The organism is Microbulbifer sp. THAF38, assembly GCF_009363535.1.
In the GTDB taxonomy this organism is placed as follows: Bacteria; Pseudomonadota; Gammaproteobacteria; order Pseudomonadales; family Cellvibrionaceae; genus Microbulbifer.
In genome coordinates this window covers 1796937-1818235 of record NZ_CP045369.1, presented here as the reverse complement: position 1 = coordinate 1818235, position 21299 = coordinate 1796937, and the positions used below count along the sequence as shown (strand labels likewise).

Below are 21299 nucleotides of genomic sequence, written 5' to 3'. Positions count from 1 at the left end.
CCGCCCTAGCCTGCGGGGCAAATAAAGCAATCCAAATACAGAGCAGCACTAAACCAACAAGCGCATTATTCCAGGATTTCCGTCCAATTACTTCTGACATCATCGTCACTTATCAGCCGCCGCTTTTCTGTTTGCAAAATCCTCGACAGAGCCCACAAGCACTGCCACCGCACAGGGTCTGCCCGGTGCGCGAACTTTAATTGCAGAGGAAAAAAGTGGCCGTGAAACAGGTCATAAATACCGCGGGGCAAGGGAACTTTTTTGGAGATTGCCAAGTGGTTCTCAGGGAAACCCGGGAAGGGCGTCATCGAGAAAGCAATGAAAAACTTTCACAAAACTGGCATGTACAAAAAGTGTCTCCTCCTCACCCAAGTGAGAAGGAGACACTTTTGATTAGTTTTGAGGCAGGAAGTCGATCGGGTAGAGAATGGTGATCGTTGGAACACCAGCCTTTTCACCGAAGTTAAACCGCTTGACCCTTGCCACAATCTTGGCATTGAGTGCCGGTGAATCCATATCACTGGATTCCACTTGTGCCATGGATACAGAGCCATCCGGTTCGATAGTAATTTTCAACACCATCTTGCCCTGCAGAGCCGGGTTGTTACGCAACTCGCGGTTGTAGATACGATACAGCGACGACTTATAACGATCGAAAACAATCTGAATTTCCTCGTCGGTTCGGGACGGACCCACACCATCGCTAAGCGGACGATCCTCACCAGCAAAGTCACCTTCGGTACCGATAGCACTCTCCACTCGCGCAAACTCGACACCACCCAGAGAGGACCCAGTTCCAGCCACGTTGCGGCTCACATCGGAAGCACTCAGGCCGCCACTACCCTTGGCCGCAGCAGAAGTAATCAGAGAACGCTGGCTGCGATTTTCCTTCTTACCAGCCGTGCTCAGCTGTGTCTGCTGGCCGAGACGATTATCCAGATCATCCTGAATGAGATCCTGGAAATTATCTTTGAAGGCCAGAACACCGGCGCGCTCGGCTTTCTTACGAGCCTGCTTTTTCTCGGTCTTGGTAGGCTTCGGCTCCTGCTTAGCCACCTTTTGTTCAGGCTTAGGCTCGGGTTTTTTCTCCTCTTTCTTGGGCTTGGTTTTCTCCGGCTCAGGCGGTGGCTTGGGCTTGGTTTTCTTTTCGATGACCAGCTTGGCCAGGCGCTCTGGAATTTCAACCACCTCGGTTTCCGGTTCCGGCAGCGTGTAGAGCGGCACTAGATAACCCAGTAAAGTGGCGATAAATAGAGACGCAAATACACAGAGGCGGAAACGCTTTTCATCCTCACCCTGGGTATGCCAAGGCATAACCATCGGACGAAAATCCGGCTGCTCAAATTCGCGTGTGATTTCGAATTCGTACTTAGACTCTTCCTCTTCACGGCGCAGTTCATCCGCCTGCTCATCCAGAGCAAAGATTTCCTCATTACAATATTCAATATTATCGAGGACTTGCCGGCGAGACTGATGTAGCTGATCCAGCCGTTCATTGTAATCGCGGGTGGATTCGCCAATTCGCGCAATCACCTGAGCGGAAGCATCGGCCCGGTAGTGCTCGGCCCAAAACATTTCCCCTGCGCCAGCTTGTTCGAGCTTGCCCAGACGCTCAGATATTTCATCAAGCAGCTGGAACTTGGTGCCATTGGCCTGCAACTCAGCCAGCTGCTCCTCTATCTGCTGCCGCTCATCCTCGAGCAGGAGCATACGCTGGCGAACCGCATGGAGCGATTCGCTAAGCGCCTGCTGTTGTTGTAGAAAATTACTCACAAACTTCCATTAACCCTGAGATGCTTTCTGAATAACCGCCAGCGATACCTTGGTGTAGCCAGCTTCCGTACAGCTGGACATCACCTTTTTAAGCAAACTGAACGGTATGCCCCTGTCCGCGAGAATATTGACTTCCGGTGGCTCCGGCTGCACTTCACCTTCAGTGCCCTCTTCCTCAGCCTCTGCTTCGGCAGAAGCCTGGGCCACACCGATGGCCTTACCCATTTCAGCAATCATTGCCTGCTTGATGGCCTCGATAATGATTTCCTCACTCTCAAGCACCTCGCTGGTAGCCACCACCGAATTGGATTCCACCAGGATTTCCTCGTCAGTCACCATCAAAGTCACGGTTTCCCTGGGCTTAGTCTCCACTACTGAATCCGGCAAAGTGATGACCTTGGGCGGCTCCAACGCCTCATTGCTGGAAGTGTTAGTGAGAAGGAAAAACACCAGAATGGTGAACACGTCCATCAGCGAGGTGAGATTCATCCCCGAGGTTTTTTTGCGCTTGTGGCTGCGCGCCATGCGCTTCATACGTCGGCTTTCATGTCTCACGGCGCATCTCCTATGGAAATATCGGGAAACAGTACCACCCTCTCCACCGCTTCGGGATCGCTGGGATCACTGCCTTCCACACGCACTTCTGCTCCGCGCACGCTATCCATCACACCCACGAGATGCTCATAGGCGATATCCGCCTCCATCAAAAGAATAGAGTCGGTTTTTTCCGGATAGCTGGCTTTTATCTGCAGCAAAAACTCGGTAAGTTTTTTCAGGTCGTAGACCTCGGCAGTTGGCAACAGGGCAAGCTTTTCACCCTCTTCATTACCCTCCTCCACAACCGCTTCCACCGGAGCGGGCTCACCCTCTTCGGGCTGAGTCAGATTAGGAAAACGCGCGATGACCTTCTCACCGTCACTGATTTCCAGTGCTTCCTTACGCACGACGACTTCCACCGTAACTGCGGGATCATCCGGCGCTCCGCCGCCGGCTCCGCTCGGCATATTCAGCTCTAAAATTGTTACCCGTGAGAACACTGCCGATACCAACAGGAAGGGTACCAACACCACCATCAGATTCAGGAAGGCGGTGATGTCCAGCTCCGGGGCTTCTCTATCTCTCCCGTGGCGCCGCCTTCTCATTACGCAGTTTCCGTTTGCTGTTCTTCGGTTTTGGCCTGGGCCTCGGGTTGCGCTTTAGAGTGCTTTTCAGATTTCTTGACTGGCTTATTTTCAGCTTTCTTCTCTGAAGCAGGCGCATCGATTTCGAAGCGACGGCGAGTTGAGCTGTCGATCAGGTTGGAGGCTTTTACGGAAACCATTTCCAGGCTGTCGATAATTTCACCGGTGAGAGAGTTGAGCAGCGCATGCACGATCAACAGGGGAATACCGGTCATCAGGCCGAAGGCGGTAGTGTTCATCGCCACGGAAATACTGGCGGAGAGCAGGTCAGCCTTTTCTGCAGGGTTGGCATTAGCAACCGCAGTAAAGGCTTCGATCAGGCCCATAATGGTACCGAGCAGCCCTAGCAGCGTGGCAATATTGGAAAACAGTGCGACGTAGGGAGTGCGCTTTTCCAGTTGCGGAGTGATTTCCATCATGCTCTCTTCCATCGCGATTTCGATGTCTTCGCGACGGCGCACCGCACCCTGGCGGGCCAAGCCCATGGAAAGCAGCTTAGCTACACTGGAATTATCCTGCTTGACCAGATTGCGAGCGCGATCGAAATCCCCACTGGAGAGAATCGGCTGTAATTTATCCCACATGGTGCGGTTGGTATGGCGCTCGTAGTGCAGGCGAATAAATCGCTCAATCGCTACGGCGCTACCCAGGGCGGCCACCACAAGAATGGGGTACATAAAAGTACCGCCCGTCTGGAAAAACTCGATGACGCTATTGAAAAAGTCCATTACAAACCCTCTTGAGAAATACTGCAGTAATTGGTTGCTGCTCTGGCATTTGCCAGAGAAAGGACGGCGTTAATCGCCGGACAGGCTGAGCTGGTAGAACTCCAGCTCACGCATGAAAACTTCCTTGTCGAGCGGTTTGAGCTTGTCGTCCATCAAGCTGGAGACAAGATCACTTTCAACGCCCACCTCGGAACTTTTCCAGGGAACGATATAAAGGGACTTGGGCGCTTCCTTGTTACCAATAATGGATATACCCGATAGCTCCTTTACCTTGGAATCCACTTTCTTTTCTGTGGATTGTGTTTTTTCTTCATCCTGTGATTGCGCATTGGCGAATGACGAAATAGCTAACCCCATAAGGAACGGCAAAATCCATTTACACTGCACTGTCACTTGTCCGCCCTCCTCTTAAGGTCCGCCAGCCAGATGGATACATCCTGATCTTCTGGCTCCAGCTGCACATATTGCTGGAATTGTGCCAGAGCACACTGGAGATCTTGCAGATAGAGATCACACAATATGCCTAGATTTTTAATCAAAGGCAGGTATTCGGGGTTTTCTGCCAAGGCATTCACATAAATTTTGCGCGCATCGGCAAAGCGACCCTGCTTGCGATAAAGCACGGCCAACTCATTGGTGGCTACCGGATGTTCGGCATCAATCTCTAACGCCTTAAGAAAAGCCTCTTCCGCTTTTTTTTCCTCGCCAACCTGAGATTGGGTAATACCGAGATTGATATAAGGTGCAGGCAAGCGCTGCTCCCGCTCAACAACCGACTCCAATAATTCAATGGCCTGCACAAATTCCTTATTGGCAAGGAGCTCCAGGGAACGCGCAAAGTCCCGGCCCACACTGCCGGATACCCGCACAGAGGAATAATCAGAAACTTTTCCCGACTTGGTCTGGACACCCGCACAGGCAGCCAGAAACAAAGCCACCGCCATCAGGACAACCATTCGCAATCTTGTTTGCATAGCCCTAATCTCCATTTTCACTGTTACTGGCCGGAAACTGCTTCGCCCGATTCCAACACCTCTGGTTCTGGCGGCAGGGGCACAATATTCTGCAGATACTCACCAGCTTCCTCGGCGCGTGCATAACGGGCCGGCATCAGGCCTGCCAGCTTTCCGATACTTTTGTCGACCCAGGGGTTGTAAATACCCACCCCGAGCAGCTCAACATTTTTCTCATGTACGGAAATCGCTTTTTCCTCGAAGGGATAAATTTGATCCTCCAGAGCCAGCTCATACTCCTCCAGCTCAAGCGCACTTAAATTACTTGGGCGCTCAGAGTCTTTCAGGGACACACTGAAGTGCAGATAAATTTCCGCGAGGTAATAGGTAGCGGCAGCAGTCACATCCGCTACCTTGTAGTCGATCAGGGCTGAGAAATCGCTGATCGCCTTTTTCATGCGCTTGCGCTTCAGATTCAGGTTTTGCTCGATGGGCTTCACCAACGCCACCTGGGTAAAGGCTTCATAACTGGGCTGCGCCAGTTGCAGTGCGGCGTTACCGGCCAGGTAGCGGGTGCGATCACTGCGCTGGGAGCCGCCGCGCAACTCAATGCGCACCATCTCGCGCAGTTCCTGCGTGTAGCGTTTTTGCTGGCCGGAGGATTTATAGATATCGGCAATCTTCTGCCGCGTTTCCAGAGCCGGTTCCATGGGATTGGGGAACAGCTTGACGTAACGGCGCAATACCGCCAGGGCTCTGTCACTATCTTTGGCGGCACTGTAAAGATCCGCCGCCTGGGTCAGGGCTTCGCGACGAATCTCTTCATCCTCAGATTCTCGCTCAATACGCTCAAATTCTGCGGCCGCCAACAAGAGCTCTCCGCTCTCCTGATAGACCACCGCCAATTTCTTGGTAACATCTTTGGCCAATTCGTGCTCGGGGAAATTCCTGCGGAAGCTGTTCAGCACCGAGGCAGCCTGGGTCCAATCCTTGAGAACAATCAGGGAGGCGGCTGCATCGTACTCAGCCGTAGCCAATAAAGTCGCCCCCGGAGCCGCAGCGCGAATTCGCAGGAAGTGGCCGGCAGCGGTGGCATGGTCCTCTTGCTTGCGCGCCATATCACCCTGCTGGTAAATGGACGCGGCCAGGTTATCGACCAGCCCCGCACGATCTTTGGCATCAGCCGCAGTGAGATTTAGCGTTTCCCCATAGGCCACTTCCGCATCGACATAGGCCTGGGTATCAAAGGAACCGTGGGCCACCAACATCCAGGCGGAGCGACGAATTTCCTGCTCTGCCGCAGGGAATTTCTCCAGCAGCTGGCGGCCGTTTTCGATCACTGGCGTATAGTCTTTAAGGCCATACAACTCCTCTACCGCACCCAGCATCACCTGCGGCGCTTTGGCATGCTGCGCAAAAGTATCCGCAAACGTTAAGGAGGAACGAATAATTTCCCGCAACTGCGGCGCACGCTGATCTGCGCTCGCCTCTTTCAAGTTGTTCGCCAAGTGTTCACGATAAGCATATACCGCAGCGTAGCCCGCCTCGCTGGAGTCCTTGTGGGTGGGATATTCGTAGGCGGTGCGCTCATATTCCAGTGCGGCATTGTGGAAATCACGATTTTCCAGCATCAAACCGGCGAGCTGGTAGTTCATTTCCGGCGCGCGCTCGGTTTCACGGAAGGACTGTAGATAGCGGCGATACCAGTGAATGGCCTCGCGATAGTGCTCGCCTTTCTTATCCTTCAACTTCTTATTTTGGTAGGCAGCGTGATAGTGGCCTGCCAAGTCGATCAGGTTGGCCTGTAAAAACTCAACCACCTCACCGAATTCATTGATATCGAATACGGTCCAGTATTCGGCATTGAGAGCGTAGGTATTGACGAAGGTTTTCTTCGCCTCAAGCACCAGCTTGGGGAATCCACCTTTGCTGTAAATATCGATGACGCGAATAGAAAAATCCGCGGAAACTTTGTGCAGTGGATTCCGCTCCACAAAAGCGATGTAGGATTTTGCCGAATCCTGGTAGCGGCGTTTGTCCAGGTAGTATTCACCCAGGTGGCTATACACCAAGTACTCATACTGACGCGCGCCCTTGCGGGAGAAATAATCGACGATTGAATCTGGCCCCTCCATATAAGAGAAACTCAGACTCACCACGCGGAAAGTATCATCCACATGTTTGCGCTCAACCGTATTGGTCTGCTGGTCGAAATCGTAACCTTGCGAAACTTTGTAATCGAGCATGGCCACGTAATCATCCAGTGCCATCTCGTACATATCCTGTTTAAACAGGGACCAACCGCGCTTATATAAGGCCAATTCATAGAAACTGGAAATCTCGCCGATCGTAATTACCCGACCATAGGCCTCTTCTGCATCCAGGTATTTTTTTCGGGTAAAGTGGTATTCACCCAGGCGAAACCAGGCCTCATCGATATGGCGTGAATCTGGATACTTGGCCACCAACTGGCGTAAAACATCCACTGCAGCATCAATTTGTCCAGCTTCTTCGTAGGCACGGGAGAGCTGGTACATCACCTGATCATTGCGGTCGTAGAAGGGATATTTTTTCAGCAGCTTAAGATACAGCGCGATCGCCTCACGGGCATTGGCTGACATCAGCGCTTCCGGGTCCTCCTCGGGCACCTGTAGCGGGGTAGTATCCGCTGCAATATCGACACTACTGCTAGCACGGGCTTCGAAATCCGCATCGGATTCCGCCGCGCCAGTTTGCTCTGCAGCAACTTCCTGTACCTGTTGTTCTTGTAGCTGTTGTTCCTTTACCTTGGCCACAGGCGCAGCAACTCCTGCGGGAGCCTCCAGGGTATTTTCTTGAGACGCTTCTGGAGCATCGATGGCGATCACAGCACCGCTGCCAGCAGCCGCGACACCGTCGATAGCGGCATCTTCGGCCCGGTGCGCCTGCTTGATTTTCAGGTCGGCAATTCGACGCATCGCCTCGGGAGTGAGTTTAGACTCTGGAGTTTCCTGCAAGTAGCGCTGGTAACTGGCCAGGGCCTTCTCCAGGCTTCCATCGATATATTCTTCTTTGATCTCAATATCGACATTCTGCAGACTGCCAATGGTCTTGCCGCTATTAACCGCACAGGCGTTGAGCAACAATACAGCCGCAGCTAATGCACAGCGGCGCAGTAAGATCGGGGGCTTGTATCCTGTCGCGACGGGCTTAATAGCAGCCCTAACGGGGTGTTTTACGCGCTTGGTTAAGGATTTCACGCTTTATCCCCCTCAATCTCTGGAGCTTCCGATTCGGCAGAACTGCTCCTTGGAAGAGCTTCCGTCTGGGTCTCGCTGTGTGACTCAACTTCGTCCGGCTCCTGCAACTTATTATCAGTTTCAGATGCTTCCATTTCGGGAGGATTGTGTTCCGGAAGAGTTTCCGGCTGAGCTTCACGGTGCTGCTCAACCTCATCCGGCTCCTGCAGATTATTTTCAGTTTCTGATGCTTCCATTTCGGGAGGGTTGTGCGCCGGAAGCGTTTCCGGCTGAGCCTCGCGGTGCTGCTCAATCTTGCGCTCATCCTCGCGCTGCTCCTGCAGCTCGTTGGCACGGTCATAACTATCGGCCAGGGCGAAGCGCGCTTTAATTTGGTAGCTTTCCAACTGGCTGCGACGGCGCTCTAATTCTTCAACGGCGAGCGCTTCCAGCATGCTGCCCTGGCGGGCCATCAGCATCTCCAGACGCTGCTGTGCAGCGTGAATTTGCGCACGCAGACGCTGGATATTCTTGTTGTAACCGGTGTAACTATGGGTGGCCGCCTGACGACTGCGCACATAGGAACGATAAATTGTTTGCAGTTTTTCAATCTCAATATTGAGTTCCTGCAAATGCCTGTAAGCCTCTGTGAGGCGCTGGTGATATTCGGTGGAGAGACGCAAATCCAAAATGCCCTGCAGGCGCGCCAGGCGGCTGCGGGTTTCCCCGGTAAAACCGTTGGGATTGCGCGCGATCTCCTTGTGCAGCTGCAGCAGCTGCAGGCGCGCTTCCTGCTCATCGGCGGTCGCGAGATATTCGGGGCGACGGGAAACCAGCATCTGCTCGATACGATTGGAAAACTGATCGCGCTGCTCCATACGCAACTTAATACGCACATCCAGCGCACGAAATTGCTCGTCTAGCTGTGGCAGTAGGGGCTCGTAGTAAGCCCGACGCGCACTGATAATATATTCATAAGCGGTGAGGCTTTTAAGCCATTCTTTATTCCGCTCGTAGAGATCATTGAGATCGCGATAATTACGCAGGAATTCCTGATAATCATTGGAGGCCATCAGATCGAGCAGATAATGGGTCTCCGGCGCCTCCGGCAGATTGCGCAAAGCCACCACCCAGTTTTGCACCTGGGTAGCCTCTTTACGGCGCAGCGCTTCGAGAAACTTTCCCTGGCGAATACTATTGATAGAAGCGGTCAGCGTATCGATTTCACGGCCAAAAGCATCCAAGGCGCGGCCGTAATTAATGGCTGCCGTACTGTGTACATCCAGCTTGCCGTAGGCATAAGGCACCGCCAACATCACTTCCTGAACCGCCTCATTAGTGCCCTTGCGGTTCTGCAAGATTCTCCAGGGCACCAGGGCGCGATCATATCGGCCCGCACGAGCTTCCACCCAGCCGGCACCGAGTAGTGCTCGATTAGAGAAAGGCCCCTCGAGATTGACCCGATCAAAATAGGGGCGCGCCAACTCCAGCTCGCCAGCCTCCATCAAGTGAGAGCCCAGCAAGAGGTTGGTCTTGTCATAAAGTGCTTGGTCGACGGGATTGCTACCGCGGCGCTTGCCCAGAGCCGTGAGTTCAAGCACTCCACGGGCTTCCTCATTGGACTTCAACTGGGCGATACCCAGGTTGAACTCCACAAAGCCGTTCAGGGATTCCTCACCTTTTAAATCTTTAAGCAGCTCAACAGCTTCTTCGAGGCGCCCCAATTCCATAAATACCCGCGCACGCAGGAACTGCTCATCGGCGCGCACCCGCAGGGGTACCCTGCCCTCAATCATTTCCAGTGCGTGCAGAGCATTGAGGGGCTGCTGTTTGTGATAGTGAATCTTAGCTAGGCGATAGGCGGCCTCATTACGCACTTCCTGAGAAACGTTGCCTTTCAGCACCGCCTCGATCGCGCGGCCCGCTTCCCGGTGCATCCGATAGGAAAGCTCCAGGTCGCCCACAGAAAATTCCGCCTGCCCCAAATGCTCACTGAATGGGTCCAGCTCCGGCTCATCCAGGCGGTGGTACTGGGCCAACTCATTGTCCAGGGCCACAATCGCATCGAAGTAATTTTCCTGATGGGCGTAATACATGGCCGCACCAAAAAACAAATCGCGCAGCTCCTCTTTCTCATCATCGGCCTGAGCGGCACTGGAGAGCAGAGAGAAGCTACAAAGGGTGAAGCTGAGGGCACGCAGGCTGACCCCAGCGACGCCAGAGAAGGCGGAAAGCAGTGGGATGCGCATGATTACCAGTCCTTGAAGTTAATCTCGGACTCGGTTCCGGAAATCCTGATCTCAACAAACTTGGGCCCCACTGCCTTATCGATCTGGTAAGAGGCATTGGCCTGATAATCTTTACCGGAGGGGGTCTTACCGATAAAGCGCACCTGCAACGGGTGCGCACCCGCCTGCACATTACCGGTATAAATTTTTTGCACCCCACCCTTCTGCAGAGATTCAATTTCGCGATAGGTGTAGAGGTGGTGCGCAACGATCTCCCCATTGAGCGTAATCTCTACAGATTCCAGCTCAAATGGCTTTTCGTCGGCAACAGAAACAAACAGGGCCACCTGGGTATTTGAGGGAAACAACAGTTTCTCTTCCAGCTGCGCCAAAGTCGCGGTGAGGTCGATCACATCTTTTTTGACATCCTGGATCTGTTCATCCAAACCACGGATATCATCTCGACTGACATCCTGCGCATTCACTGCGACAGCCAATAAAAGAAGGAGTGTTACCTGCAAAATTCTGAACATGTGGCCTACCTCTGACCCAATCCTTATCAATGAAAACCAGCGATGTGCAAGCCCCTTATGGGCCACATTGAAATGCCTGAAAACAGGGACCTTTCAGCCAGCGGCATTGTAGTGAATACAGAAATGGGCAGATGTGAGGGAAGTCAAATCTAGGGAAACCGGCCGTTGATAATTTTCATCACAGAGAAGTTGCAATCTGAGGTAGTTATGTGAGGTAAGTCTCATAACCCCTCAATTAAAGCCGGAAATTGATGGCAATTATTTTACAGATACATTGGGAGAAACTATCTCCCTTCAATAACAGGGCCCTATAAAATTTTAAAAAAACAGGAATGCAATCGATAGGCATTGATCAACTGCGCCCGAGGATAAGAAGATAAATAGTGAAAGTTAAAAGTCAGTGGCAGCCATACCCAAATCTCAAGGTATGGCTGACATCTTAGCGAAGAAGCAACCTTAAAGAATCCAGCGCATCAACCGCTATTCGCCAGTGAAATAACCACTTTGCCTTTTGCCCGCTTGGTATTCAAGTAAGTGAAGGCAGCCAGGCTCTGCTCGAAGGGATAAACCCTATCGACGACCGGATGAATTATCTTGTCCTGATACAGGGCCCCCAACTCTTTGAGCTGGGCGCCATTCGCCTGCATGATGACCATACGATAAAATGCGTTTTTCTCTTTCGCCAGCTTCAATATCGGACGCGACTTTAGGCGGATCAACTTGCGCAACAACCAGTTGATACCCAATTCCCTCGCCGTCTGCGGGTCCACCACCCCTGCGATAGATACTACCCTGCCACCTTTCTTCAAGACTTTGAAAGCGTCTAATGTGAATTGCTTACCGAGGGTGTCATAAACCACATCAATATCAGACAGCAGGTCCAGATAGTTTTCTTTTTTGTAGTCGATCACCTGATCCGCACCAAGCTTGCGCACCCATTCCACATTGGCGCTACTGGTTGTTGTTATCACATAAGCGCCGTAAGCCTTAGCGAGCTGAATAGCCATAGAGCCAATGCCACCGGAACCCGCATGAATCAATACTTTCTCTCCCTTTTTCAAACCCGCAACTTGAATCAGGGCCTGGTAGGAAGTCAGCCCCACCAGGGGGACGCTTGCAGCCTCTTCATGGGTGAGATTGTTGGGCTTTTTCGCCAAGTGAGAAGCATCCACTACCAGATACTGGGCAAGAGTTCCTACATGATCCTCCCCCACCCTGGCGAAGACCTCTTCACCGGGCTGATATTGGGAGACCCCATTACCCACAGAGACCACCTCACCACTTAGGTCACGGCCGATACCCACTGGTAGATTGAGCTTCTTTACAGCTTTCATTTCACCGCGCATCACCATCAGATCTATGGGGTTGATACTCGCTGCATTTATTTTAATCAGTACCTCGCCAGCACCCGGCTCAGGTACATTGGCCTCTTGAAAAGCCAGGCTGCTGTCGATATCACCATACTGAGTAATTTTGAGTGCTTTCATTAGTCCCTCTAGTCATCTGTTCAGGAATGATGACGATAGTGCCCCCTAGCCCGCCTATGAAACAGTGAGCTACCAGTGGAAGTCTTTTGTCTTTCTGACAATAATAAAGGCGGGATACCCGCAAGAAGAGCCAAAAATAGAGACTTTATGGACAAAATCAGGGCATTACGCTACTTCAAACGAGTAGCAGAACTATGCAGTTTTACTGCCGTAGCCGAGGAATTTGATGTGCCCGCCTCCTCCATCTCCCGGCGGGTTCGGGATCTGGAACAGTCCCTAGGGGTAGAGTTATTGCAGCGCAGCACCCGCAAGGTGGAGGTTACCGAGCTGGGCAAACTTTACTATTCCATGACCAGTGAAACCATTCGCCAACTGGAGCAAGCCGACGAACTGGTGAGCCAAACCTTCGAGGCACCGAGCGGGTTGATTCGCATCAGCTGCCTGCCCTCTTATGGGGAACAACACCTGACACCCTTGCTGGAAGAATTCGCCCAGCGTTACCCCAAAATTGTTTTTGATCTGCACTACAGCGACGACCTTGCCCAGCTGGGCAAGGACCCAGTAGATATCGCCATACGTGGAGGCTATGCCCCCGACGAGCATGTCATCGCCAAGCGCCTATCCAAAAACGAATTCTCACTCACCGCCACGCCAGAGTACCTAAACGCCCTGGGGCAGGAGTTTCCGCTGAACAAACAAGCTATCGAGTCTGCCCAAGCCCTGCAATATCGTGGCCCCAGAGGCCCTATAGACTGGCACTATTTCGATGGCGATCACTGGGAGCCACTAAAACTATCCACCCACATGATTAGCAATAATGGTAAGGCACTACTGGCCGCAGCACTGAATCACCGCGGCATGTTCTGTGTACCTTCATGGAGTATTTGTGAACACCTGGAATCCGGGGAATTGGTACAAGTACCGACCCAGGGGAAGGTTTCTGTTAGCCCCGGGGGCGATATTGGCATTTTTCTACTTTATGAGCGCAGCAAATATCAAATACCCAAAATTAAATTATGTGTGGATTTTATTTGTGAGCATTTGCAGCAAAATTAAGAAAAAGGTGAAAAAATACCACACTGTAAAGACAAATGTAAAAATCAACCATCTAGTGCCAACCCCATTACAATATATGACACTCTGATCGTCGAAAGGTAGTCTGTGTCACTTCTATATCCAAGCCTCTTGGCCAATTATCTTATCGAGCTATGTGTGTAACTCCCATCTAAGCAGAGCAATTCGCAACGCCGATCAAACTATTATATTCTAGGGGTCTTAAAAAGTTTACATCGCAAGGAAGGATCCATGGGGCTTGATTGGAACCCAGCCAACAAGGCAAAACCTGGACATGAAGAAGAATTTAAGAAAATCACTAAAAAGCTTTTAGGAAAAGTTTGGTTTGGGAGGAAAAGACTAGAACAAAGGTTTGAAGAGATATCAATCTCTGCTTTTGAAACCCTCAATACGCCCCAAGTAGGCATCGACGAAGCAGCTACCCTGTGGGCTAAAGAGAAGTACAAAGGCTCAAATCAAGAAATAAGTGAAGAAGAATTTCTCTCCAGATTAACTGGATACTATGTACTAGAGCTCTCTCCTCCGTGTGATGGCATCCCCTATTACAGCAATAGTCTATTGGGTTATGTGGATGCTTACTCTTTCAGAGCCCAGCTTTTGAAAGATTGCAAGGAAATTATTGGTGAAGACCTACTGGCTAAATCATTTGAATACCAACAGCCTTCAGAGCTGGTTAGATATGGTGAGGATCTAATTAAATTAGCAAGTAGATATTCTGAATCACATAAAATTAAGATCCCAGATCAGGCACCCGAAGAGACAGGCACATCTTTCAATCTACATGTCGTAGTATCTGCCGGTCGATGGTGTAAATTTTGGGGGAAAAGAGGTCACATGTTAGAACCATTTTTTTGAATTGGTGTAAGCAAAAATGGAAATCAGGAATATATCCAGAAAAAGACCAACAATCTACAAGCAACGCACACTACAACAAATGAGCAAAACCTAATCAGTTTTAAATAGTACAACAAAGAGATTTACTGAATTAAATCAACATTAGCTATTCATCATATGGGAGTGATATGCAAGCTATTATAACTCTAACTATCGCACTCCTATCCAACTCAGCCGCCGCTGCTCAGAGCACGCCTGAAATCCTTAAGATGTATGAGCACTTTACCCTGTCTAGCGCCGCAGCGGGTAAATGTTACAAGCCGACAGAGCAGGAGCTAGCTCTATTTCTAGCCAATTATGAGCTGGTTACCCGAATGTCCTCCCAATACATTAAAAATAAAAAGCCAAGCCTCACGGACAAGCAGGCCTCACAGATACTCCTTGATGCAGGCAAGCGAGCAACCGACATGGTATATAGGGAAATAGAAGAGGCAAGCTGCACGAGCCCCAAGATTCAAGATCTTATTAAGCGATTTAAGGTGCAATCCGCTTGGAAGCACGGTAAACAACCTTCAGGCAAGTAATCATGATAGGATAATTGGTACTAACGATCAATATAAGACGATATCTCTTAGCTAAGAGATCGTTAACATACGACAAAAGCCTGAATGTCCACTCCCCAAAGGATAACTTTAACAATATAATTGTCACCTAGACCTTAAAGGGCAATAAACCTAAATTTCAACAATAGGAAACAAAGGCAAGCTTGTATTAATAAATCTATTAACATTCAACAAGCTTAGGCCTTTGTATGTTCACCCTATCTACTTCATCAACTTTATAGAAAAGGATTACCCGTGGGACGCAAATTAATCTGGTCAAGCATTTTGGTTACTTTATTAAGTGGCTGTACCTCTCTCATGGAAGAAACCGTCTCAAAAAGAGCACCTTTTGACCTAAACTGTGACGCTAAATCCATGACCATTCACCAACTAGACCGACGCACATACGGTGCTTCCGGTTGCAATAGACGCGCCACATATATTTTAGAAGGGCCTTGTGCAGGACCGGGAAGCCCCTGTGTGGCCGTAATGAATTCTACCGTTGATGAGAAAAAACTTTAATTACCTCTCAATCTTTAGGTATCTGCGAAGTTGGATTTATTTCAAACTTACTTCGCAGACTCACTCCCATTTAAAAATTTAGGCCAACTTTCAAGCTAACCTGAAATATCATCAAAATTAATGCACAAATGGAGAGTTGAACAAAGAATGAAAGTAAGTACCCAGCGCTTAACCATGTCACCTATCACCGAGGGTGATTGGTCACTATTTGAGAGCTTTGCATACTAACCCTCAAGTAATCCAGTTATGTTTCGATGCCCCAGATGAAACAGCATTAAAGTCTAAGTTTGAATCAAGACTTGCCCCCTGGGATGCGAACTCTACTACTTGGTTGTGCATGACTATTATAGATAAACTCTCCGGCCAGAAAATGGGGGTTACTGGGCTTCAATTAGAGAACGGCATAGCCGAAGTTGGCTATTTATTGTTACCAGAGTTCCATGGAAAAAGTTATGGTACCGAATCGCTTACCGGCTTAATGGAATGGGCCTATTTAGAGCATGGTATTGCGCAATATAAGGCAGTAGTAACAGAAGGTAACATTGCTTCAGAGCGGGTGCTCGGGAAGTGCGGCTTTCATCTTGATATGATCATCCCAGAAGCCCACATGATTGGCGGAAAGACTTATGCCGATCATATTTATTTTCGAAAAACAAAGACTTAGACAGGATTTACTTTGGCGAGACTTCGATATTTTAGTACTCAAGGGAGAATAGAAGGATAAAAAATACAATGATTACCATATAACCCTTCTCGTCAACCCTAAAATGATCGCCATTTTGAAGAACTATTTACTTATAGGTGTACTCATTAGGTAGGCTAACCAGATACCTCTTTCTTCTGGCTAGCACCAACAAAAAACAAGCAGCCAATCAACCCCGCAAGAGCAAGATAGGCATTAACCGTGAATGCCCGATCAATACCTGAAGCAATATCAGGGGCAAAAGCCACAATAGTCGCATTCATACCAAGCCCAATAGCGCCGCCAGCAATTTTAAACATATACAAAACAGCCCCAGCAAGGCTTGCCCGGCTTGGTGATACGGCAGTGATTGCAGCGGTGGTAATTGCAGGATTGAATAGGCCAATGCCAGTACCCAGCATTGCCATACCCGGCAAGAGGGCCACAAATCCTGTATGGTCGTTTAGATGAGACAGCATAAACATTCCCACACACATGCACAGTACCCCCGCTCCCGCCAGCCACCTTGGCCCAATGACTTCATAGAAACGTCCAGACAAATAGGCGAATACCCCTGAAATAACCATTAACGGAATCAGTGACATACCGGACTGCATCGCACTGTATCCCTGTGTTTTTGTCAAAAACTGTGGGACATATAGTAGCGCTGAGAAATATAAGACAGCAACTAATAGGGTAACAACACTTGCCGCAAGAAATTTCCTATTACCGATAACATCACCTGGAACTAGCGCATTGCGTCCTGTTCGATATTCAGTAATAGCAAAAACACAAATAAACACACAAAACACTGTCAAGAGCGCGATAATTAGCGGATGCTTGAAACCGATCTGCCCAGACATATCCAGAGCAAATAGCAAACCAAATAAAGAAATTGAGAGAGTCGCGACACCTGGATAGTCAATTTTCTCATCTGTCTGCTCTGGAGGCTCGAACGGAACCACCTTCCAGCATACAAACATGGCGAGTGAAGCAATGGGGATGTTGATTAAAAATATCCAACGCCAACTTAAAAGGTCAGCCAGTGTCCCCCCCAATACCGGGCCTATGGCATTAGCAAAGGCACAAACTGCCATAATTAACCCACCAGCCTGGCCTGAGCGATCCTCGGGCATCAAGTTATAGGTCATCCCCAGGACGGATGGCCACATCATTGCCGCTCCGATCCCCATCAAAGCCCTGGAAATCAAGAGCATGTAAACATTAACAGCCAAGCCCCCCAGAAGTGAAAAAAACATAAAAACCAAGGTGCCACAAAAGAATATATTTCTTCTACCATAGAGATCAGCAAGGCGACCACCGGTGATAATTAAAACACCAAAGACCAATGCATAACCATTAATAATCCACTGCGAGGTGGTTATGTCCACGTTAAACTCATTTTCTATAGCAGGCAATGCTGGAGCAAAAGCGGTAAAGTCATTAGCAACAAGGAACACTGCCATAGATAGGGCCGTAAGCCCTAGATATTGCTCCCTACCTAGAGAGGAATTTGACGCCGACATAAATTGACTCCTTCTGCACCACTTTAGATTTCAATCTTGATCAGCGTTTTTTAGTCATTTTTCAATCATCCACTATGTCAAAATTTACTTACTCTTTCATTTCCAAATTACTTATTTCGTATCAAGTCTTAAGTTACTCTAAAATGAGCAACACGCTCCTCCTTAGCTACTAACGCCCTGAAAGCACTTTGGGTATCGGCCCTGGAACAAAGAAAACAGCAATGATAAATGCACTGAGGGCAAAGTAGGCATTCACCGTATAGGCTCGACCAATACCTTCAACCACATCTGGGGCGAACGCCACGATAGTCGCATTGATCCCCAACCCCAATGCCCCTCCAGCAATCTTGAACATATATAGAATCGCACTAGCCAAGCTTGAACGACTTGAATCAACAACCGAAACAGCTACAGTAGTTACCGCTGGGTTAAACAGGCCTATACCAATACCTAGAATAATCAACCCGGGAATAAGCTCCAGATATTCAGACTCATGATTAAGGTATGATAGGGAAAAAATCCCTGCTCCCTTGCAGACAAGCCCTACACAGATCAAGATCTTAGCCCCCAGCTGTTTATGAAGAGCCCCAGAGAGGTAGGAAGTCAAGGCAAAAGTAGCCATAAGAGGAACCATTGCAAACCCAGACTGGACGGCAGTAAATCCTCGATATTCAATGAAGAATTGTGGCATAAACAATAGAACCGCAAAAAACATCATTGCGGATAACAGCGTTACAATACTCACAACACAAAATGTTTTATTTGTGATGATATCTGCCGGAATCAAAGCCATCTCTTGATTACGTCTCTCTAAAACGATAAAGAGACATATAAATATTAGGAATGCCATTAACAAGTAGACTACCAGTGGGTGCCTAAATCCAATCTCAGAGGCCAGATTCAAGGAAATTAAAAGACTAAATAGCGAAACACTTAATGTGATGACTCCCAGGTAATCGACTTTCTCACGTGTACCCGTTGGAACATCATCAGGCACTGGCTTCCAACATAATAGAATTACTGTAAGCGCAAGGGGAATATTTATATAAAATATCCAGCGCCAGCTCAAATATTCTGCTAAAACTCCACCAGCAATAGGCCCGACTATATTCGCCAGCCCCAAGACTGCCATTAAACCTCCACCAACCTGGCCTGCATACTCTTTAGATACCAAGCTATATGTCATTCCTATAATTGATGGCCACATTAATGCTGCCCCTATGCCCATTAAACAGCGGACCACCAATAGCATCGCCATATCGATAGAAAGCCCACCTAATAGTGAGCAAAGGGCAAAAATGCCAGTCCCCGTAATAAATGCGCGTTTTCTTCCATAAATATCAGCCAAGCGCCCGCCAGTAACCACCAAGATACCGAATACAAGCGCATAGCCATTGATTACCCATTGTGAGGTAGTAATATCAAAACCAAATTCATTCTCTATGGCAGGTAGCGCGGGGGCAAATGCACTCATATCAATAGCGATCAGAAAGAGGGCCAGGGCAGCTGAAGATAACCCATAGACCTGTGCCCTTGAAATCTTCGGTTGCTCCACTAACCTACTTCCTTCAGCAGTTTTGGATGAGAACCCAAAAATAGGATATTTGTTTCAGCCTTCTCCACATACTCCCTCATTCCAGCCATTACCCCTCTTCCCGCTCTGGGATTCTGGGTGCACTCATAAATAAAAACGCAATGACAAAGCCCACAAATGCGAAACAGGCATTCACCTCAAATGCCCGGCCAATACCTGATGTTATATTCTGTGAAAAACCCAATATCGCTGCATTAACACCTAAACCGACAGCCCCCCCGGTAATTTTAAGCATATAAATAATGGCACTCGCCAGGCTGGCACGATTGGGATTAACGATGGCAATAACCATCGTTGTAGTTGAGGGGTTAAATAGCCCAAGGCCTGCCCCTAAAATGATTAACCCAAAGATATACTCATAACCTTGACTCAGCCTGGATAAAAAGAACATCCCCAGACTCATACTAAGAATCCCAACACAGACTAGTAGCTTCCCTCCTGTTCTCAAATATAATTTTCCTGCAACAAAGGACATCAGTCCAAAAGCAACCATCATTGGGACCAGGGCCAATCCTGACTGTATAGTAGAAAAGCCTCGTACATTAGATAAGAATTGTGGTAGGTACAAAATAACTGAGAAGAAAGTTACAGAAGTAAAGAGCGTAACTGCACCTGCGGCCAAGAAACGCTTGTTTTCAATGATGTCTGGTGGAATCAGCGCAATATCACCGGCTTTTATTTCTATAATAAAAAAGGCAACACTGAACAATAGAAATAAAGATAACAGCCCTACGACTAAAGGGTTCAGAAAACCATTCTCAGAAGCAAAGCTTAAGGCCAGGAGAAAACTTAACAACGAACCTGTAAGGGCAACAACACCAAGATAATCAATTTTTTCATCCGGATCATAGGGGGCATCTAGAGGGGTAAATTTCCAACACATATACACTGCGACAGTAGCAATAGGCAAATTGAAGAAAAATATCCAGCGCCAACTCAGTAGGTCTGCCAACAAGCCGCCCACAACCGGGCCTAAGGTATTGGCCAGACCACAAACCGCCATAATCAATCCCCCAGTTTCCCCTGCGCGCTCTTCCGGCATCAGGTTATAAGCCATACCCAGAATCGCAGGCCACATGAGAGCGGCCCCTACACCCATCGCCGCCCGACTTGCCAGTAGCATTGGCACATTGATTGAAAGCCCACCGACAAGGGAAAAGAGCAAAAAAATACTGGCTCCAGCTATAAAAGTACGACGTCGACCGATAATGTCTGCTATACGCCCCCCGGTAACAACCAGTACCCCAAAGACCAATCCATAGCCATTAATAACCCATTGTGAAGTAGTAATATCCATATTCATCTCCCTTTCGATGGCCGGGACCGCCGGGGAGAAGGCGCTAATATCGATAGCGATAATAAACAGCGCAACGAATATGGCCAATAGGCCTAATCGGTTTGACTGCTGGGAGGACTCCTGCACGTACGCCATGAATACTACCAGCCTTGGAGACTCCAATTGAAAATCAAGTCAGAAAGTTGTCAGGCGCCTGCATTACTTGGGTTCGGGACTTCTCTCAGTAACCTAGAGCTTATATGCAGGCCTCTTTAATAAGGTCCACTAAAAACCAGGGGGCCACCCCTATTTTATTAACATGAGCAATCAAGAGAGGCACCGTATAAGTCTAGTTGATTTAACTCAGCTAAACTTAAGTGTATTTAGCAATCCAAATAGCAGAGTTGTACTAATGCGCATACTGTTTTTTTTGCTATTTATTCTCCATCCTTTACAGCTTTCCGCAGAGGAGGCGGCTATAAACAACCTTAAAAATTTCCAATGGAAGTATCGTGTTTTACTCCTGGCCAACCCTAAAGACGTGCCAGAGACTGTGCAGTCTCTGCTCAAGCTGGAACCACAATTCGCTGAAAGGCAACTACTATGGTTTTTGTTTTCCGATGAGAAGATAGAAACTAATTACCCAGGTGAAATTTCCAGGGATTTCGGTAAAAATGTTCGCGATCAATACTTCAGAAGCAATACTGAACAGGTTATTTTGATTGGCAAGGATGGTGGAGTGAAATATCGCACTGTCACCTTCTCACCCGTGGAAATTTTTCATCGCATAGATCGGATGCCGATGCGGCAACAAGAGATGCAAGGAACCTATTTACCCAGCCAAGATCGAATTAATAACTGCATTGAACCCGCCGGGACACTGAATTTTTTTTCTAGAATTGCCGAGAAGTTTTGCATTGAGCAACCTAAATAGAAGCATGTCTAGGCATTCTTGATGCTTAGACATGCCGATCCCCTTCACGCCTGACCATCATCTAGCCTTTATGCACATTGACTGTACGCAAGACTTATTACCCTAGAGTTCATCCATCCCATCTAGACGTTAAGCCCTAGCCGACATACATACC

The 21299-nt window shown here is 48.8% G+C and carries 18 protein-coding genes; 5 read left to right on the top strand and 13 right to left on the bottom strand.

Features of this window, described 5'->3' with window-relative positions; translation table 11 throughout:
• Positions 1-393: 393 nt before the first annotated feature.
• The 10 genes from FIU95_RS07790 to FIU95_RS07745 all read right to left on the bottom strand — a co-directional run bounded on the left by FIU95_RS07790 (position 394) and on the right by FIU95_RS07745 (position 12101).
• Positions 394-1773 (bottom strand): AgmX/PglI C-terminal domain-containing protein, encoded by a 1380-nt coding sequence (locus FIU95_RS07790; RefSeq protein ID WP_152453032.1) that lies wholly within the window; start codon positions 1771-1773, stop codon positions 394-396.
• 9 nt (positions 1774-1782) lie between these two features.
• Entirely contained in the window at positions 1783-2328 is a 546-nt protein-coding gene (locus FIU95_RS07785; RefSeq protein WP_253868941.1) for a biopolymer transporter ExbD, read from the bottom strand.
• A complete protein-coding gene (locus tag FIU95_RS07780) occupies positions 2325-2915 on the bottom strand; it encodes a biopolymer transporter ExbD (protein ID WP_152453030.1) in 591 nt (196 codons plus the stop codon). Before FIU95_RS07780 ends, FIU95_RS07785 begins: the two co-directional genes overlap by 4 nt.
• A complete protein-coding gene (locus FIU95_RS07775; protein ID WP_152453028.1) occupies positions 2915-3682 on the bottom strand; it encodes a MotA/TolQ/ExbB proton channel family protein in 768 nt (255 codons plus the stop codon). Before FIU95_RS07775 ends, FIU95_RS07780 begins: the two co-directional genes overlap by 1 nt.
• 69 nt (positions 3683-3751) lie before the next feature.
• On the bottom strand, positions 3752-4075 hold the full coding sequence (locus FIU95_RS07770; protein WP_253868938.1) for a hypothetical protein: 324 nt from the start codon (positions 4073-4075) through the stop codon (positions 3752-3754).
• A complete protein-coding gene (locus FIU95_RS07765) occupies positions 4072-4656 on the bottom strand; it encodes a tetratricopeptide repeat protein (RefSeq protein ID WP_152453026.1) in 585 nt (194 codons plus the stop codon). The genes FIU95_RS07770 and FIU95_RS07765 overlap by 4 nt, the downstream gene beginning before the upstream one ends.
• Positions 4657-4679: 23 nt before the next feature.
• The gene (locus FIU95_RS07760) at positions 4680-7874 is read right to left on the bottom strand and encodes a tetratricopeptide repeat protein (RefSeq protein ID WP_253868936.1); all 3195 of its coding nucleotides are present in this window, start codon (positions 7872-7874) and stop codon (positions 4680-4682) included.
• Complete coding sequence (locus FIU95_RS07755; protein WP_216646319.1) at positions 7871-10102, bottom strand: hypothetical protein; 2232 nt, start codon at positions 10100-10102, stop codon at positions 7871-7873. Before FIU95_RS07755 ends, FIU95_RS07760 begins: the two co-directional genes overlap by 4 nt.
• Before the next feature lie 2 nt (positions 10103-10104).
• Positions 10105-10614: a hypothetical protein gene (locus FIU95_RS07750; RefSeq protein WP_152453024.1), complete on the bottom strand. Its 510-nt coding sequence runs from the start codon at positions 10612-10614 to the stop codon at positions 10105-10107.
• A 473-nt stretch (positions 10615-11087) separates the two neighbouring features.
• Positions 11088-12101, bottom strand: coding sequence for an NADP-dependent oxidoreductase (locus FIU95_RS07745; RefSeq protein ID WP_152453022.1), 1014 nt, complete (start codon positions 12099-12101; stop codon positions 11088-11090).
• A 147-nt stretch (positions 12102-12248) separates the two neighbouring features.
• Between FIU95_RS07745 and FIU95_RS07740 the strand changes: the two genes are divergently transcribed.
• From FIU95_RS07740 to FIU95_RS07725, 4 genes are all read left to right on the top strand, one after another.
• Positions 12249-13157 (top strand): LysR family transcriptional regulator, encoded by a 909-nt coding sequence (locus tag FIU95_RS07740; protein ID WP_152453020.1) that lies wholly within the window; start codon positions 12249-12251, stop codon positions 13155-13157.
• A gap of 249 nt (positions 13158-13406) precedes the next feature.
• Positions 13407-14030 (top strand): hypothetical protein, encoded by a 624-nt coding sequence (locus tag FIU95_RS07735; protein ID WP_152453018.1) that lies wholly within the window; start codon positions 13407-13409, stop codon positions 14028-14030.
• Between the two features lie 167 nt (positions 14031-14197).
• Positions 14198-14593, top strand: coding sequence for a hypothetical protein (locus tag FIU95_RS07730; protein ID WP_152453016.1), 396 nt, complete (start codon positions 14198-14200; stop codon positions 14591-14593).
• Between the two features lie 733 nt (positions 14594-15326).
• Positions 15327-15797 carry a GNAT family N-acetyltransferase gene (locus FIU95_RS07725; protein ID WP_253868933.1) on the top strand — a complete coding sequence of 157 codons (471 nt, stop codon included), beginning with the start codon at positions 15327-15329 and terminating at the stop codon, positions 15795-15797.
• 155 nt (positions 15798-15952) lie between these two features.
• Here the strand turns inward: FIU95_RS07725 and FIU95_RS07720 are convergent, their stop codons facing one another.
• From FIU95_RS07720 to FIU95_RS07710, 3 genes are all read right to left on the bottom strand, one after another.
• Positions 15953-17341: an MFS transporter gene (locus FIU95_RS07720; protein WP_152453014.1), complete on the bottom strand. Its 1389-nt coding sequence runs from the start codon at positions 17339-17341 to the stop codon at positions 15953-15955.
• A gap of 169 nt (positions 17342-17510) precedes the next feature.
• A complete protein-coding gene (locus tag FIU95_RS07715; RefSeq protein ID WP_253868930.1) occupies positions 17511-18896 on the bottom strand; it encodes an MFS transporter in 1386 nt (461 codons plus the stop codon).
• Positions 18897-18984: 88 nt separating this feature from the next.
• Complete coding sequence (locus FIU95_RS07710; protein WP_152453012.1) at positions 18985-20367, bottom strand: MFS transporter; 1383 nt, start codon at positions 20365-20367, stop codon at positions 18985-18987.
• Between the two features lie 256 nt (positions 20368-20623).
• Between FIU95_RS07710 and FIU95_RS07705 the strand changes: the two genes are divergently transcribed.
• On the top strand, positions 20624-21145 hold the full coding sequence (locus tag FIU95_RS07705; protein ID WP_172975348.1) for a DUF4174 domain-containing protein: 522 nt from the start codon (positions 20624-20626) through the stop codon (positions 21143-21145).
• Positions 21146-21299: the final 154 nt, after the last annotated feature.

Coding starts and splice junctions, on each gene's coding strand:
- FIU95_RS07780 (WP_152453030.1), bottom strand. CDS start 2,915: ATGAGAAGGCGGCGCCACGGGAGAGATAGAGAAGCCCCGGAGCTGGAC.
- FIU95_RS07775 (WP_152453028.1), bottom strand. CDS start 3,682: ATGGACTTTTTCAATAGCGTCATCGAGTTTTTCCAGACGGGCGGTACT.
- FIU95_RS07765 (WP_152453026.1), bottom strand. CDS start 4,656: ATGCAAACAAGATTGCGAATGGTTGTCCTGATGGCGGTGGCTTTGTTT.
- FIU95_RS07755 (WP_216646319.1), bottom strand. CDS start 10,102: ATGCGCATCCCACTGCTTTCCGCCTTCTCTGGCGTCGCTGGGGTCAGC.
- FIU95_RS07750 (WP_152453024.1), bottom strand. CDS start 10,614: ATGTTCAGAATTTTGCAGGTAACACTCCTTCTTTTATTGGCTGTCGCA.
- FIU95_RS07745 (WP_152453022.1), bottom strand. CDS start 12,101: ATGAAAGCACTCAAAATTACTCAGTATGGTGATATCGACAGCAGCCTG.
- FIU95_RS07740 (WP_152453020.1), top strand. CDS start 12,249: ATGGACAAAATCAGGGCATTACGCTACTTCAAACGAGTAGCAGAACTA.
- FIU95_RS07735 (WP_152453018.1), top strand. CDS start 13,407: ATGGGGCTTGATTGGAACCCAGCCAACAAGGCAAAACCTGGACATGAA.
- FIU95_RS07730 (WP_152453016.1), top strand. CDS start 14,198: ATGCAAGCTATTATAACTCTAACTATCGCACTCCTATCCAACTCAGCC.
- FIU95_RS07720 (WP_152453014.1), bottom strand. CDS start 17,341: ATGTCGGCGTCAAATTCCTCTCTAGGTAGGGAGCAATATCTAGGGCTT.
- FIU95_RS07710 (WP_152453012.1), bottom strand. CDS start 20,367: ATGGCGTACGTGCAGGAGTCCTCCCAGCAGTCAAACCGATTAGGCCTA.
- FIU95_RS07705 (WP_172975348.1), top strand. CDS start 20,624: ATGCGCATACTGTTTTTTTTGCTATTTATTCTCCATCCTTTACAGCTT.